The 15170-nt window shown below is 63.9% G+C and carries 15 protein-coding genes; 12 read left to right on the top strand and 3 right to left on the bottom strand.

All coding sequences use genetic code 11. The features are described 5' to 3' along the window. Entirely contained in the window at positions 1-780 is a 780-nt protein-coding gene (locus LB538_RS11475; RefSeq protein WP_140839188.1) for a FadR/GntR family transcriptional regulator, read from the top strand. Between the two features lie 19 nt (positions 781-799). Here LB538_RS11475 and LB538_RS11470 read toward each other — a convergent pair whose 3' ends face one another. Then, positions 800-1789 (bottom strand): NAD(P)-dependent oxidoreductase, encoded by a 990-nt coding sequence (locus LB538_RS11470; RefSeq protein ID WP_224523113.1) that lies wholly within the window; start codon positions 1787-1789, stop codon positions 800-802. A gap of 77 nt (positions 1790-1866) precedes the next feature. Between LB538_RS11470 and LB538_RS11465 the strand changes: the two genes are divergently transcribed. The 8 genes from LB538_RS11465 to LB538_RS11430 all read left to right on the top strand — a co-directional run bounded on the left by LB538_RS11465 (position 1867) and on the right by LB538_RS11430 (position 9771). Further along, positions 1867-2616: a FadR/GntR family transcriptional regulator gene (locus LB538_RS11465; RefSeq protein WP_095768598.1), complete on the top strand. Its 750-nt coding sequence runs from the start codon at positions 1867-1869 to the stop codon at positions 2614-2616. Between the two features lie 261 nt (positions 2617-2877). After that, positions 2878-3864 carry an aldo/keto reductase gene (locus LB538_RS11460; RefSeq protein WP_140839181.1) on the top strand — a complete coding sequence of 329 codons (987 nt, stop codon included), beginning with the start codon at positions 2878-2880 and terminating at the stop codon, positions 3862-3864. Between the two features lie 5 nt (positions 3865-3869). After that, positions 3870-4751 carry an amidohydrolase family protein gene (locus tag LB538_RS11455; protein WP_224523111.1) on the top strand — a complete coding sequence of 294 codons (882 nt, stop codon included), beginning with the start codon at positions 3870-3872 and terminating at the stop codon, positions 4749-4751. A 277-nt stretch (positions 4752-5028) separates the two neighbouring features. Continuing rightward, a complete protein-coding gene (locus LB538_RS11450; protein ID WP_224523109.1) occupies positions 5029-6261 on the top strand; it encodes an ABC transporter substrate-binding protein in 1233 nt (410 codons plus the stop codon). Between the two features lie 86 nt (positions 6262-6347). Next, positions 6348-7217 carry a branched-chain amino acid ABC transporter permease gene (locus LB538_RS11445; RefSeq protein WP_224523107.1) on the top strand — a complete coding sequence of 290 codons (870 nt, stop codon included), beginning with the start codon at positions 6348-6350 and terminating at the stop codon, positions 7215-7217. A 7-nt stretch (positions 7218-7224) separates the two neighbouring features. Continuing rightward, a complete protein-coding gene (locus LB538_RS11440) occupies positions 7225-8313 on the top strand; it encodes a branched-chain amino acid ABC transporter permease (protein WP_224523105.1) in 1089 nt (362 codons plus the stop codon). Further along, positions 8300-9028, top strand: a complete 729-nt coding sequence (locus tag LB538_RS11435) for an ABC transporter ATP-binding protein (RefSeq protein ID WP_224523103.1) — start codon at positions 8300-8302, stop codon at positions 9026-9028. Before LB538_RS11440 ends, LB538_RS11435 begins: the two co-directional genes overlap by 14 nt. Further along, positions 9025-9771: an ABC transporter ATP-binding protein gene (locus LB538_RS11430; protein ID WP_140839172.1), complete on the top strand. Its 747-nt coding sequence runs from the start codon at positions 9025-9027 to the stop codon at positions 9769-9771. Before LB538_RS11435 ends, LB538_RS11430 begins: the two co-directional genes overlap by 4 nt. A gap of 173 nt (positions 9772-9944) precedes the next feature. On the opposite strand, the gene LB538_RS11425 is transcribed toward LB538_RS11430, so the two are convergent. Then, the gene (locus LB538_RS11425; RefSeq protein WP_095768606.1) at positions 9945-10847 is read right to left on the bottom strand and encodes a LysR family transcriptional regulator; all 903 of its coding nucleotides are present in this window, start codon (positions 10845-10847) and stop codon (positions 9945-9947) included. Between the two features lie 174 nt (positions 10848-11021). Between LB538_RS11425 and LB538_RS11420 the strand changes: the two genes are divergently transcribed. From LB538_RS11420 to LB538_RS11410, 3 genes are all read left to right on the top strand, one after another. Next, the gene (locus LB538_RS11420) at positions 11022-12302 is read left to right on the top strand and encodes a serine hydrolase domain-containing protein (RefSeq protein WP_224523102.1); all 1281 of its coding nucleotides are present in this window, start codon (positions 11022-11024) and stop codon (positions 12300-12302) included. A gap of 32 nt (positions 12303-12334) precedes the next feature. Beyond that, positions 12335-13216, top strand: a complete 882-nt coding sequence (locus LB538_RS11415) for an NmrA family NAD(P)-binding protein (RefSeq protein ID WP_224523099.1) — start codon at positions 12335-12337, stop codon at positions 13214-13216. A 489-nt stretch (positions 13217-13705) separates the two neighbouring features. Then, positions 13706-14830 (top strand): FAD-dependent oxidoreductase, encoded by a 1125-nt coding sequence (locus tag LB538_RS11410; protein WP_224523097.1) that lies wholly within the window; start codon positions 13706-13708, stop codon positions 14828-14830. A 157-nt stretch (positions 14831-14987) separates the two neighbouring features. Here LB538_RS11410 and LB538_RS11405 read toward each other — a convergent pair whose 3' ends face one another. Further along, positions 14988-15161: a hypothetical protein gene (locus tag LB538_RS11405; protein ID WP_224523095.1), complete on the bottom strand. Its 174-nt coding sequence runs from the start codon at positions 15159-15161 to the stop codon at positions 14988-14990. Between the last annotated feature and the right edge of the window lie 9 nt (positions 15162-15170).

The raw sequence follows: 15170 nt of genomic DNA, 5'->3' as shown, positions 1-15170 counted from the left end.
ATGACGCTGAAGCTCGACAAGGTCAATCGCGGTCCGCACCTATCCACCCTGGTTGCGAGTTCCATCTCGCGCGAGATCGCACAAGGACGCCTCAAACCCGGTGATCAGCTGCCGACCGAGCAGGCGCTGGCGACCACCTTCGGGGTCAGCCGCAACGTGGTGCGTGAAGCAATCGCCAGGCTGCGCTCCGAAGGCCGCATCTGGTCGCAGCAGGGCAGGGGTGCCTTCGTCGCCGACGCGACCAACGCCACGGTGCTGACGATCGACTATGAGACCTTGCAGCGGGCGGATTCCTTTCGCAATCTTTTCGAACTGCGGGGCATGCTGGAAGTGCAGATCGCCGCGCTGGCCGCGACCCGCCGCTCCGACGCCGACATCGAGGCGATGGAACAGGCGCTCGATGGGATGCGCGCCGCGCCTTATGGCAGCGTCGCCTGGCTGAAGAACGATCTCGGTTTCCACCGCGCCGTCGCCGAGGCGACCCAGAACCCCTATATGGGCCAGTTCCTCGTCTTCGTCTCGGAACGGGTGCGTGAGAGCATCCTTGCCGCCGGCAACCAGCAGAAGTCCGACGACATGGCGCGCACGACCCTGGGCGAGCACGAACGCATCCTGGCGGCGATCAAGGCCGGCGACGCGAAGGGCGCGAGCGCGGCAATGACGCGGCATCTCGCCGGTGCGGCCTCACGCGTTGGACTGCCAGGCGGCGACGCTGAGGCCGCGTCGCCGACACGGCATTCGAGGTTGCGAAAGGCCGTGCGCGGGCGGGCGGCGGGGTAGGGCCGCGCAGCCACCTCCCTCACTCGGCCGCAGCCTCAATCAATGAAACGCCGTTGAGCTCAGCAACAATATCCGACAGCGCCGGCACGAATTTTTCTCCGTGCCCCGTAGCCACCGCCGTGGCAAAACCGTTGCGGACCACGGCGCCGACCGGGTTGGCGATGCCGGCGGCCTGCGCGAAGGAGGCAAGATAGGTCATGTCCTTCAGCGCATTGGCGATGGCGAAGCGCTGGGCGTTCTCGTTGCGGTTCAGCACGAAGTCGAAGAAGGCCTGGTAGAAGCCGCAATCCATGCGGCTGCCGGAAATCACGCTGTTGAAGACCTGCGGCGTCAGCCCGGCTTTGGCACCCAGCGTGAGTGCCTCCGAATAGATCGCGGAATAACCCATTGAGATGAAATTGTTGAGCAGCTTCATGGTGTGGCCGCTGCCGGTAGGGCCGGTGTGGATAATTCGCGCGGCGAAGGCTTCGAGCACCGGCCGCGCGCGGGCGATCGCTTCCGCCGCGCCGCCGACCATGACATCGAGTTTGCCTTCGGCGGCTTCCTTGGGCGTACGCGCCAACGGCGCGTCGATCAACGTCACGCCATTGGCGGCGAGTTCGGCGGCAAGCGCTATCGTCGAGGAGGGGTTAGAGGTCGAGCAGTCGACTATCAATAGCGGCTTGCCGGAGGCTGCAAGCCCGTCCGGTCCTTTCACGACCGCCTCGACCTGCGGCGAACCGGTAACGCAGATCAAAACAATGTCGCAACCTTCAGCGAGCGCGCGTAGTGTCGCCGCCTGGCGGGCGCCGGCGTTGACCAGCTTCAGCGCCGCATCCTGGTTTCGGTGCGCCCAGACCGTCAGAGGCCAGCCCTTAGCCAGAAGGTTGGCAGCCATGCCCGAGCCCATCGCGCCCAGGCCGATAAAGCCGATTTTCTGCTTCATGTTGGTCTTCCAGTGCTGTTGGAATTTCTGTTTTGATGCATGTCGTTGTCCGGGAACCACTGTGCACTTCCGGGGGGCATGCATTGGAAACGAAAGATTGCCGTTGCAACCAAGCGGTGCGATCCTTGGCCTGAGAATCGATTTAAGAGGCCGGTTTTCCGATGACGGATCGCCAGGGAGCAATGTTCGGCGCCATTCGCCAGTCCCCCAATCTCAGGGGCGAACTGGTGGAGAAATTTGCCGCGCAGATCGAGGCCGGCGATCTTGCGCCTGGCCAGCGGCTTCCCACCGAGCAGGAGATCGTCAACGCGACGGGCGTCAGCCGGACGGTGGTTCGCGAGGCGCTGGCATCGTTGCGCGCACGGGGGCTGATCACGACACGGCAGGGCCTCGGCGCCTTTGTGGCCCAGGAGCCCCCGCCGAAAACCTTTTCGATCGTGCCGACGGATGTCGAATCGATCGACGAGATCCTGGCGGTGCTGGAGCTGCGTATGGGCGTCGAGGCGGAAGCGGCGGCGCTGGCGGCCACGCGCCGCACCGCCAAAGACCTTGGGCTTATGGCTAAGCAGCTCGACGCAATCGACCGGGCGATCGCCGAAACGGGTCTCGCCGCGACCGAGGATGCGGCTTTCCATCGGGCGATTTCGCTCGCCTCGCACAACGCCTACTTCAGCCGGCTCTTCGACACGTTCGGCACTGCGATGATCCCCCGCCAATGGACGCAATTCGACCAGATGGAGCCCGACGAGCGCGAGCGGCATTTCGAGCGGACGCGGCGCGAGCACCGGGCGATCCATGATGCCATCGCAGCACGCGACGCCAAGGCGGCGCAGCGCGCGATGCGGCTGCATCTTTCCCGTTCCTACAAGCGCTTCGAGCAGCTCCGAGACGGAACCGCACATCTGAAATAGATCGGGCGAGGGCGCCCGAGCGGCGCATGGCGCACCGCGATAGGCAGCTACGACGCGACTTTCAAAGTGCGGCCGGCCGTGATTGGCATTATGCGCCCATGCCAGGAACATTCCGCCGTCCTCCAGCCTGCCGGTAGATCCAAAACCAGCATTTCCGTCATCACCTTTTGCATGCTTACAGGGTTGTCATACAACCATTCGATCTGATATTCCTGCGGGCATGACCCGTCAAGAGGACGTGGTCTTTGAGGAGTGGTTTCTATGCATCAAAGGCGATTTGGCCGCACCGGCTGGCAAGTGTCGGAAATCGGCTTCGGCAGTTGGGCGATCGGGGCCGATTGGGGCGACGTCGAGGAGAAGGACGCCATCGCCGCGCTTAATGCGGCGCTCGATTCAGGCGTGACGATGATCGACACGGCCGATGTCTATGGCGACGGCCGGGCGGAAAAACTGATCGCCAAGACGCTGAAGGGGCGGGGCGGCGCGAGGCCGATGGTCGCCACCAAGGCCGGCAAGCGGCTGAACCCGCATGTCGCCGCAGGCTACAATCGCCAGAACCTGACCAGCTTCGTCGAGCGCAGCCTGCGCTATCTCGAGGTCGACGTGCTGGACCTGGTGCAGCTTCATTGTCCGATGACAGAAGTCTTCTATCAGCCCGAGACCTTCGATGCGCTGGAGAAGCTGGTCGAGGAAGGCAAGATCCGTCACTACGGCGTCAGCGTCGAGAAGGTCGAGGAAGGCATCAAGGCGCTGCAATATCCCGGCGTCGTCAGCGTCCAGATCATCTACAACATTTTCCGGCAGCGGCCCGCGGAACTGTTCTTCGACATGGCGCGCCAGAAGGACGTTGCCATCATCGTCAGGGTGCCGCTGGCCAGCGGGCTCCTGTCCGGCAAGTTCAAGAGCGATTCCAGCTTCAGCGCCAAGGACCACCGCAGCTACAACCGGCAGGGCGAGGCCTTCGACGTCGGCGAGACATTCGCCGGCGTGAATTACGAGGAAGGCCTGCAAGCGGTCGAGGAATTGCGGGCGCTGCTGCCGCCAGGCGCCACCATGGCGCAATGGGCGCTGCGCTGGATCCTGATGAACCCGGCGGTGACGGTCACCATTCCGGGCGCCAAGTCGGTCAGGCAGGCGCAAGAGAACGCCGCCGCGTCCGACCTGCCGGCGCTGTCGCCGCAACTGATGGAGCGCATCGCCGACATCTATGAGCGGCGCATCAAGGCCTCCGTCCACCAGCGCTGGTGAGCGCCATGACAGCCGGTCGGCCCCTGGTTGCTGGTAAGCAACTGATCATCGATGGGCATCAGCATTTCTGGGATCCGGCGGACGGGTCCTGTGGCTGGATGACGGAGGATTACGCCGCCATCCGCCGGGTGTTTTCGCCCGACGATCTTCGGCCAGCGCTTGCGGCGGCCGGCGTGGACAAGACCATCCTTGTCCAGACATGGCATTCGCTCGACGAGACGCGCGCATTCCTGGAGACAGCCAGCCGGACCGATTTCGTCGCCGGCGTCGTCGGATGGGTCGATCTCACCGATCCCGAGGTCGACGCCACGCTGTCCAAGCTGAAGGCGCGGCCAGATGGCCGCTACCTGGTCGGCATCCGTCACCTCGTGCACAACGAGGCGGATCCGAACTGGCTCTTGCGCGCCGATGTCCAGCGCGGGCTGGCGGCTGTCGCCGAAGCGGGGCTCGCCTATGACCTGCTGTTGAAGGAGCCGCAGATTCCGGCTGCCCTGGAGACGGTGGCGCGGCATCGCAATTTGCGTTTCGTGGTCGACCACATCGCAAAACCGCGCATTGCGCAGCACGCGATGGAGCCATGGGCCGGATTGATGCAAGGCTTCAAGGCCCATCGGGACCATGTCTGGTGCAAGCTGTCCGGAATGGTCACGGAAGCCGACTGGCGGCACTGGAAGCAACAGGATCTGCAGCCCTATGTGGACGAGGTCCTTTCCATTTTCGGCCCGTCGCGATGCCTGTTCGGCTCGGATTGGCCGGTCTGCCTGGTCGCAGCCGACTATCAGACGGTCAAACGCGCCTTCGACGATTGCCTCTCCGGGCTGACCGAAGAGGAACGTTCGCACATTTTTGGCGCTTCTGCCGTCGAGGCCTACCGCTTGTCGCTGTGACGGCGGCAAGGCTCTGAGTCCTCCCGCCTTTGCGGTTGCCGGGCCACATTCATCAGCACATGATCGCTGCGCATGTCTCTGCGTTGGGCATCTTTGTCCAGCGCCTCGCACCGACTGCAATGAACTTCCTCGCCCAAGCTGGGAGATCAAATAGGGAAGAACCAAAGGCGCGACACGCAACTTGGCCGCTCGCTTCGAGGCCGAGGTCGTGTTGACACCAATGTTACATGGTAATAGGGTTGTATGACAAGTTGGCCATGTAACGGGAGGAACATGCATGAGACAGCTAGGACTTGGATTGACCATCGCGGCCGCGGGGCTCGCCATGGCTTTGCAGACGGCCCGCGCCGACGAGGAGCTGCCCATCGGCGTCATCGCCGCGCAGTCGGGCTCGTTCGTTTCGGCCGGCAACACCATCGTCGGCGCCGCCAACCTGGCGGCGCAGCAGATCAACGACGCCGGCGGCATCAAGGTCGGCGACAAGACCTACAAGATCAAGCTCTATATCCGCGACAACCGCACGGATGTGAACGTCACCATCGCGGCCGCGCGCGAGCTGGTCAACGACATCGGCGTCAAGGCGATCTGGGGCACCGAGACGCATGACTTCTCGGTATCCATGGCCAAGATCACCGGCCCGGCCAAGGTCCTGCAGTTTTCCGGCAACAGCTCGCTCGGCGCCGTGCTCGACGACAAGGCCGTCGCCGAGGATGGCTGGCTCCACTACACGTTCCAGAGCGAGCCGCAGGAATGGCAGCGCAGCGGCAGCACCGCCAAGGGCGTGCTCTCGCTTCTGACGCCGCAGCTGAAGTCGCCGCCGAAGCATTCGGTGGTGTTCGTCGGCAATGACGCGACCGGGCAGTATCTGTCCTCGCACTATGTCAAGGCGCTCGAGGCGGAAGGCCAGAAAGTCGACCTGGTGCAGTATCCGCCGGACACGACCGACTTCTCGCCGCTGCTCACCCGCATCAAGGGCATGAAGCCCGACATCGTGCATTTCTGGTACAATGGCGACTCCACGCTCACCGCTTTCCCGCAAGCTCTCAAGCTCGGCGTGGCGCCGTCCTATTTCCTGTTCGGCGTCGATCCGGGCATCTATCAGGAGCGCAGCCTGAAGGCGGATGTGCCGGTGACGCTGAGCTGCGTGCCGGTCTGCTGGGGTTCATCGCCATACCCCGAAGTGAAGCAGTATTTCGACAAGTATTTCGGCCTCGGCGCCGCCAAGGGCCCGCAGTCCTCAGTCTCGCTGCTCTATTACGATTACTTCTTCTGGTACGCCAAGGCGCTGGAGAAGGTCGGCAAGATCGACGATCCGGACGCGGTGGTCGCGGAGCTCCTGAAGTCGGACTACAAGGGCGTCGTGTCGCCGGTGCCGCTTGTGTTCAACAAGCACCACCAGGTCACCTTCGCGACCGAGGTTTGCATGGTCGAGCCCAACACATCCGACCAGTTCAAATGCGCGGTCGAGCAGCCGCCGGCCGCTCCGCCGCCCGGCGACAACGGCGGCTGAGCCGGCCCGCGACAAAATCCGACATCGGGATGGGCGGCGAGGTTCCGTCCATCCTCCCCTTGCAGGCTCGCCACCCGGATACGACGATGGACATTTTTGTGCAGCAACTGGTGAACAGCCTCTCGGTTGCCAGCGTCACCATTCTCATCGGCATCGGCATCACGCTGATCTTCGGTCTCGCCGGCATCGTCAATTTCGCACATGGCGAGTTCCTGATGGTCGGCGGCATGGCGACCTGGTTCATGGTCGGCATGGGCATGAACTTCTTCGTGGCCCTTGTGCTCGCCGGACTGCTGGTCGGCGCGTTCGGCTTTGCCGCCGAAAGATGCCTGTTCCGCTTCACGCTCAACCGGCCGATGAACGGCTTCATCATGTCGATCGGCCTCAGCGTCATCCTGCAGCATGCGGTCATCCGCGTGTTCAACGAATTCCAGAAAAGCATCACCGACCCGGTCGGCCTGGTCTGGACGATCGGCGGCGTCGACATCATCGCCATGCGCGCGATCGTCGTCGCGATAACGGCCATCATCGTGGCGATCACCTATTTCGGCATCTCGCGCAGCCGCTATGGGATGGCGTTGCGGGCGAGCGTTGCGGACCGCGACACCGCCGAGCTGATGGGCATTCCGGTGCGCCGCTACGTCACCGGCGTCTTCATTTATGGCAGCCTGCTTGCCGGAATAGGCGGCGCCTTGATGATCTCGCTGTTTCCGATCACACCGTTTACCGGCAGCGTCATCATCATCCGTGGTTTCGCCGTCTCGCTGATCGGCGGCCTCGGCAATGTCGGCGGCGCGGTCGTCGGCGGCCTGGTGCTCGGCTTGGTCGACGGTCTCAGCGCCGGCTACGGCTATCCGGAATGGACCGACGCCTATTCGCTGGTCGTGATGATCCTGATCCTGGTGCTGCGGCCGCAGGGCCTGCTCGGCGGCACGCTCGGCCCCAAGGCATCGTGAGATGTCGATGCCAGTGACCGACAACAGCGCCGGCAAGACAGGCGCCGCGCCAGAAGGCGCCAGAGCACGGGATCGCCTGGCGCTTCTGACGGCGGACAACGCCGCCGTTCCCCTGCCGGCCGGCGTCCAGGCGATCACGGCCATCCTTTTGGCGGTGCTGCTCATCGCCTTGCCCTGGCTCGGCCTCGGCTACCGCTTCCTGTCGATCGCCATCACCACGCTCTATACGGCGATCGGGCTCTACGGCCTCGGCCTGCAGTTCGGCCAGGCCGGCATCATGTCGGTCGGCCATGCGGCGCTGATGGGCGTCGGCGCCTATGCCTCGGCGATCCTGTCGGTGCAGCTCGGCCTGGATTTGTGGGCATCGCTGCCCTTCGCCATGGCGCTGTCGGCGATCGTCGGCGGCGTCATCGGCCTGCCGACGCTGAGGGTCGGCGGCCAGCATTACATCATCATCACCTTCTGCTTCTGCGCGCTGTTCGTCATCGTGCTGACCAATGGCGGCACCTTCACCGGATCCGCGACCGGCCTCGACGTCGGCTCGGTGACACCCTTGCCTGGCATCAATTTCGACAAGCTCTCCAACAATTACTACCTGGTCCTGGCGGCGCTGTTCCTGGCGGTTGTGGCAACCTATCTCATCGGCAATTCGCGCTACGGGCGGACGTTGCGGGCCATCCGCGAGAACGAGCAACTGGCGCGTTCGGTCGGCATTAATGTCGACCTGCACAAGCTCGGCGTGCTGATGGTCTCGGGCTTGTTCGCGGGCCTCGCCGGGGTGCTGCAGCTCTACTATCTGCGCCACATCTCGCCGACCCTGTTCGGCGCCTTTCCCAGCCTCTACCTCGCGCTGATGGTCATGCTGGGCGGCGCCCGCTATCTCTACGGGCCGCTGATCGGCGCGGTCGTCGTCAATTTCCTGCCCGAGGTGCTGAACCTCGATCCGGTCGATTCCCGCATCGCCTACGGCGTCTGTCTGCTCCTGGTGATCCTGCTGCTGCCGGGCGGCGTCGGCGCCGGCATCAAGAACATCTACTGCGCGATCACCGGCGGCTCCGAGACGCAAAAGCAAAGAGGCTCGAATGGCCACGCTTGAGGTGAGGAGCCTGCGCAAGCAGTTCGGCGGCGTCGTCGCGCTCAACGGCATCGATCTCGACATCGACACCGACCGTGTCGTCGGTATCGTTGGCCCTAACGGCTCCGGCAAGACAACTTTGTTCAACGTCGTCACCGGCGTCCATCCGGCGACCGGCGGCACGGTGTTCTGGCATGGGCAGGACATCACCAATATCGGCGCGCATCGCATCGCGCGAAAGCGGCTGGTGCGGACGTTCCAGCAGGCGATGTCGTTTCCGGGCCTGACCGTCGACGAGAACGTCCGGATTGCCTGGGAGCAGGGCAGGAGGGGAGACGGCCGCTGGGCGTCACCGGGCATGGTCCTCGAGTTTGTCGGCCTGGCGCCGCTTAGCAAGGCGATTGCGGGATCGCTGCCCTTCGGCAGCCTGAGACGCCTTGGGCTGGCCGTCGCGCTCGGTGTGTCGCCCGAACTCCTGCTCCTGGATGAGCCCGGCGCCGGGCTGAACGACAGCGAAGCCCAGGCCTTCGCGGCGGTCATCGCGCAGCTGCCGCCGCAAGGCATCGGCGTGTGCCTGATCGACCATGACATGGACATGATGGCCGACCTCTGCGACCGCCTCATCGTGCTCGATTTCGGCACGAAGATCGCCGAAGGTCCGCCGGGCGAGGTGCTCGCCGACCCCAAGGTCCGCGAGGTCTATCTCGGTCCCGACAAGAAGGCGGCCACGTCATGAGCCTGCTTGCCGTCGAGCATGTCGACACCGGCTACGGGCCCGTCGCCGTCAATCGCGACGTCTCGCTCGCGGTCGGCCAAAACGGGATCGTCACCATTCTGGGACCCAACGGCGCCGGCAAGACGACGCTGCTGCGTTGCATCGCCGGCCTGGTGAAGCCGCGGCGCGGCACGGTGACCTTCGAGAGCCGCGACGTCACCAAGCTTCACGCCGACGAAAAAGCAACGCTCGGCATCGTGATGGTGCCGGAAGGCCGCCGCGTGTTCGCCGACATGAGTGTGCGCGAGAACCTTTTGCTCGGCGCCTACTGCCGCAAGGACCGGGATGCTATCGAAGCCGACATCGCCTTGATGGAAAGCTATTTCACCATCCTTGCCAAGAAGCGCGGCGCCAAGGCCGGGACGCTCAGCGGAGGCCAGCAGCAGATGCTGGCCATCGCGCGCGGCCTTATGGCCAGGCCACGCATCCTGTTGCTCGACGAGCCGTCGCTCGGGCTATCGCCATTGCTGGTCTCGGAGCTGCAGGGCATCATCATCGACGTGCGCGAGAAGTTCCGCGCCGCGGTGCTGCTCGTCGAGCAGAACGCCGGACTGGCACTCTCGGTGGCCGAGCAAGGCTATCTCATGAATTCCGGGCGCATCGTAGCTTCAGGCGGCATCGAAGAGTTGCAACAGTCGTCGGTCATGCAGGAGCTCTATCTCGGCAAGAGGGCACGGCAGAACCAAAGTTCCTCGCAGGCTTAATATTCGCAGTGTCTAACGGCGATAGCCCGAAGTGGGTTCGGTCCGATGCCTGCAGAGATCCGCCGGCGCCGGAAGATGGTGGGAAGACCTCACAATGCCCAACCCGCGTTGGACGATTGTCCCTTATCTCAACGCGTATCACCACGGTGATCAGCGCGTGAAATAAAAGCAAATCACAATCCGGCAGCGACCTCTTGGATGAAGTCCAGAAACGCTCTGACCTTTGCAGGGGGTAGATGGCGCGAGGGATGGTAGGCATAGAGTGGATAAAGCTCCTCCGACCAATCCGGCAAAATCCGCACCAATTCGCCGCGTGCCATGAAGGGCGCGAGACCCACGGCAAGGCTCTGGAACACCCCTTGACCCGCCACGCAGGCGGAGACCGCGACGGAAGGATCGTCGAGCACCAGGCGGCTTGTGACCTTGACCTCAACGATCTCGCCGCCGCGATAGAATTCCCACGGAAACGGCAGTCCGGTCTGAGGATCGCGGAAGAGCAGAGCCTCGTGATGGACGAGGTCATGAGGCGAGCGCGGCTCGCCATGACGATCGAGATATACCGGCGCGGCGACCGTCAGGATCGGCGTTTCGAGGAGTTTTTGTACGATGAGCGTTGAATCGTCCGGGGGGCCGAAGCGTACCGCGACGTCTATCCCCGCCATCATCTCCTCGCGATAGTTGCTTGTGGATAGGTCGAGTTGCAGCATTGGATAGCGTGCCAGGAACTGCCTAAGCGTCGGCGCGAGCACCATGCGCGCGAACCAGGGATCGACTGATACGCGCAGCCTGCCGCGCACGACCGCAGCGGCACCTGCCACCTCGGCTGCCGCCTCGTCGAGGCCGGCAAGCAATGGCATTACCTGCGCATGGAAGCGCCGCCCTTCTTCGGTGAGGCTTACCTCGCGCGGATTGCGGTCGAAGAGGCGGACGCCGACCCTCGCTTCCAGGCGCGCCACCGCCCGGCTCACGCCCGAGGGCGTTACGCCGAGCATTTCGGCCGCCCGGGCGAAATTCCCGGCCTCCGTCACCGCCGCAAGGACGCCGACGCCGGTGAGGAGCCGCGTGTCGAAAACCATTCCTTCTCCTTACCGTCCACTAACGGACGCCACCTCGAAAACGCAATGATTTTGAGTCACCGTAGCACTGATCTTAATGCGCGTGAATCACGTTATATCTCGGCATACACACGGCTCCATTGTCGGGTGAGCAGCCATCGGCCGCCCTCCTGAGAACCTTCAAAGGAGCCAGTCATGAACCAGTTGACACGCAGAACCATTCTCCAGCGCGGAGGCCTGCTCGGTGCCATTCTGGCGCTCGACACCGTGAGCCCCGCTCTGGCTGCAACGAAGCCCGTCGCATCCCTTCTGAGCGCGAGCGCAATCGACGCCGCCTTGCGCGCCGGCGTCTCCCGTGACGACGTCTCCGGCGTCGTCGCCATGGCAGCCACCCGCAATGGCCTCGTTTACGAAGGCAGCTTCGGCAGGTCGAACGTTGCGACCGGCGCGCCGATGACGGCCGACACGGTGTTCTGGCTGCTCTCCATGACCAAGGCCTTCACGGCCACCGCCTGCATGCAGTTGATCGAACAGGGCCGCATCGACCTCGATGACGACGCGGCCAAGTATCTGCCCGAACTTACCGCGCCCCAGGTCCTTGAAGGCTTCGCCGCCGACGGTGCGCCGCGCCTGCGCCCCGCCAAACGCGCCATCAAGGTGCGGCATCTGCTTACCCACACCTCCGGCTTCACCTATTCGATCTGGAGCGAGGCGCTGAGCCGCTACGAGCAGGTCACCGGCATGCCCGACATCGCCACCTGCAAGAATGCCGCCTTCACGGCGCCGCTCGAATTCGATCCCGGCGAACGCTGGGAATACGGCATCAGCATGGATTGGGTCGGCAAGCTGGTGGAAGCCGTCTCGGACCAGTCGCTGGAAGTCTATTTCCGCGAAAACATCTTCGCGCCGCTCGGCATGCGGAACTCCGGTTTCCTGATCGGGAGCGAACAGAAGAAGCATGTCGCCACCTTCCAGAACCGGCGCGCAGATGGCGGGTTGGAGCCGGCGCCGTTTGAGATGCCGCAGCGGCCGGAATTCTTCATGGGCGGCGGCGGCGCCTTCTCGACCCCGCGCGACTACATGACGTTCCTGCAGGCCCTGTTGAACGGCGGGACGCTAAATGGCGCGCGTATCCTCCGTCCGGAGACGGTCTCGCTGATGATGCAGAACCAGATCAGCGAACTGAACGTCCACGAGATGCGCTCGGCGCATCCGTCCTATTCGCGCAGCTTCGACCAATTCCCCGGCCAGCCGCACAAATGGGGCCTCTCCTTCGACATCAACACGCAGCCTGGGCCGAACGGCCGCTCTGCGGGCAGCATCTCATGGGCGGGCCTGCTCAACTGCTATTTCTGGCTCGACCCGGTCAAGCATGTCACCGGCGCGCTCTTCACACAGATCCTGCCCTTTTACGACGAGCGGGTCGTCGCCCTCTACGGTGCCTTCGAGCGCGAGCTCTATGCCGGACTCGCCTGAGTCGGCGCGATCCCAACCAAAGGAGAACCGATATGTTTGCAATCACCGGAATCACCGGCAAAGTCGGCGGCGCCTTGGCGCGCAGTTTGCTTGCCGACGGGCTTTCCGTCCGCGCCGTCTTGCGCGACGAGGCTAAGTCTGGGCCATGGATCAGACAGGGCTGTGAGGTCGCCCTTGCCGAGATGAATGATGCGGAGGGTCTCGCAGCTGCCTTCCGCAGTGTCGAGGGCGTCTTCATCCTGCCGCCGTCGGAATTCGATCCCGAGCCAGGCTTTCCCGAGGCGCGGCGCGTGATCGCGGCGCTGGTGGCGGCCCTCATCGCGGCCCGTCCCGGCAAGGTGGTGTGCCTGTCGACCATCGGCGCCGACGCTGCGCACGAGAACCTGCTGACCCAGCGCACCCTGCTTGAGGAAGCGCTCGGCGAGCTCGACTTGCCGGTAACCTTCCTTCGGCCCGCCTGGTTCATGGAGAATGCGCTGTGGGACGTTGCCGCCGCGCGTGATGAAAGCGTGCTGCGCAGCTGCCTGCAGCCAGCCGACAAGGCCTTCCCGATGGTCGCGACGCAGGATGTCGGGCGCACCGCAGCTGCGCTCTTGCGCGAGGACTGGACCGGAACGCGGATCGTCGAGCTGGAAGGGCCTCAGCGCGTGTCGCCAAACGACCTCGCCCATGCCTTCGCCAAGGCGCTGGACCATCCGGTGCGGGTCGAGATCGTGACGCGCGACAGTTGGGAAGCGCTCTTCCGCGGGCAAGGCACGCGCAATCCGCTGCCCCGAATTCGCATGATCGACGGCTTCAACGAGGGTTGGATCGCGTTCCGCGACGACGGCAGGTCGGCGATGAAAGGTACCGTGACACTCGAAGACGTTGTCACGGACCTCGTCGGCCAGAACTGCTCCGAGGCGGCTGGCTGAGATCGATAGCTGCGGGCACGAAACACCGGCGGTGCAGCGTCTCCCCGAAGCATCAACTCAGAAAAGCGAGTTCATGGACACCATCATCACAAGGGGCGTCGCAATCCCTCGGCTCGGCTTCGGTACTTTCCGCGTGCCGGGGGCAGACGCCCAGCCGGTCGTCGAGAGCGTCTCCTTCTCGGGCGGCCCGTCGGTGACAATCAAGTCGCACCACAATGTCGGCGGCCTGCATGGACGTCGGCCCCCGATCGTTGAAGCCGACGAGGGCGCCAACGTCGAGCTTGGGCGAAGCAGACACCCGACTTGCGTTGTCGGGTGCAAAGCCGTAAGACCTGCACGTCGCGAAAAACGACGCCCGCATCACTGGGCTTCGCGCATACGCCGACCGTTTCGCGGTCGGCCAGCGGCTCCAACAGCACGAGCCTGACGACAGATTGGGCTCCCGATTTCGTGCTCCGTCGGCACGGATCGCAAGACATGGAGCGCGCTATGCAGTATCCCATCACGATTGTGGGCGCAGGTTTGGGTGGCCTCACCCTGGCCCGCATTCTCAATCTCAATGGCATCGCTGCCGTGATCTACGAGGCAGAGGCATCGCCCAGCGCCCGCGTGCAGGGCGGGCTGCTCGACATGCATGAAGCTACCGGCCAGCATGCTCTGAGGGTGGCCGGTCTGTTCGAGCAGTTCGAGCGGCTGGTGCGTCCCAGCGAGGACGCGAAGCGCGTCGTCGATCGAGATGGCACAGTGCTGCTCGACAAGCCCGGTAATCCCTTCAGCAAGCGCCCGGAGGTGGACCGCGGTGAGCTGCGGAAGATGCTGATCGATGCCCTGCCGCAGGGCACGATCCATTGGGGACACAAGGTCGCGTCGGTGTCGTCGAGAGGCGACGGCCGAAACGAGCTCCGATTCGTCGACGGCACTGGCACGACGACGTCGCTGCTCGTAGGCGCCGATGGCGCATGGTCGAGGGTGCGGCCGCTCTTGTCCCAGACGAAGCCTGAATATACCGGGACCTGCTTCATCGAGACGCATCTGTCGGCGGACGATCCGCGCAGCGTCGCAAACGCTGAGATCATCGGCACAGGTACGCTGATGGCAGTGGCGTCGGGTAAGGGCATTCTTGCCCATCGCAACGCGGACGGCAGTGTTCACGTCTATGTTGCGATCAACAAGCCGGAAAGCTGGGCATCAAGCATCGACTTCACGGAGGCGCGCGCCGGTCTCGCCCGGGTCGCCGAGCAGTTCGACGGTTGGGCCGCACCGCTGGTCGCGCTGATCACAAACACCGATATCTCGCCCGTGATACGGCCGATCTACGCGCTGCCGGTCGACCATCGCTGGCGCCACGTACCAGGCGCGACGCTGCTCGGCGATGCCGCGCACCTAATGTCTCCCTTCGCTGGTGAAGGCGCCAACTTGGCGATGTATGACGCCGCTGAGCTGGCTGTTGCGATCGCCGTCAAAAACGACAACGAAGCCGCCATCGCCGAATACGAACAGCGTCTGTTCCCTCGCAGCACCAGCGTTGCGCAAGCCAGCGCGCAGAACCTCACTCGGTTCTTCGGACCCGAGGCTCCTCAGAGCGTCGCCGACCTCTTCAGCGCCTTGGGCTGAGAGATATGGCCCAAAACGTTGGCTCGACCCCCCCTCGATCGCCGCTTCGGAAGTTTGGTCGGCACAGCACCTTTCGAGACAATAGGCTGTTTCGATCTTTCCAGCGAATTTCGAGGAGCTGATGTTGGAGCGCGACCTGTCACGAGTGTCTTGATGGTCAATTGGTCTTCAATTGACCGACACGGTTCTCCGCAATCCAGCGGGCAGCCAGCACCAGCGCGCCCATGCTGAAATCCTTACCGTGCCTAGCGACCATTTCTTCCGACAGTTTGGCGAGCCGTTCGAAGAATTCATCCTTGCTCTTGTCCTCAGGGGTAAGTTCGGTCTGCATCCTTCTTCT

This window comes from Mesorhizobium sp. Ca11, from assembly GCF_020165275.1.
Lineage (GTDB): Bacteria > Pseudomonadota > Alphaproteobacteria > Rhizobiales > Rhizobiaceae > Mesorhizobium.
Note: the sequence above shows the minus strand (reverse complement) of the source record. Positions and strands in the feature narration are given on the sequence as shown.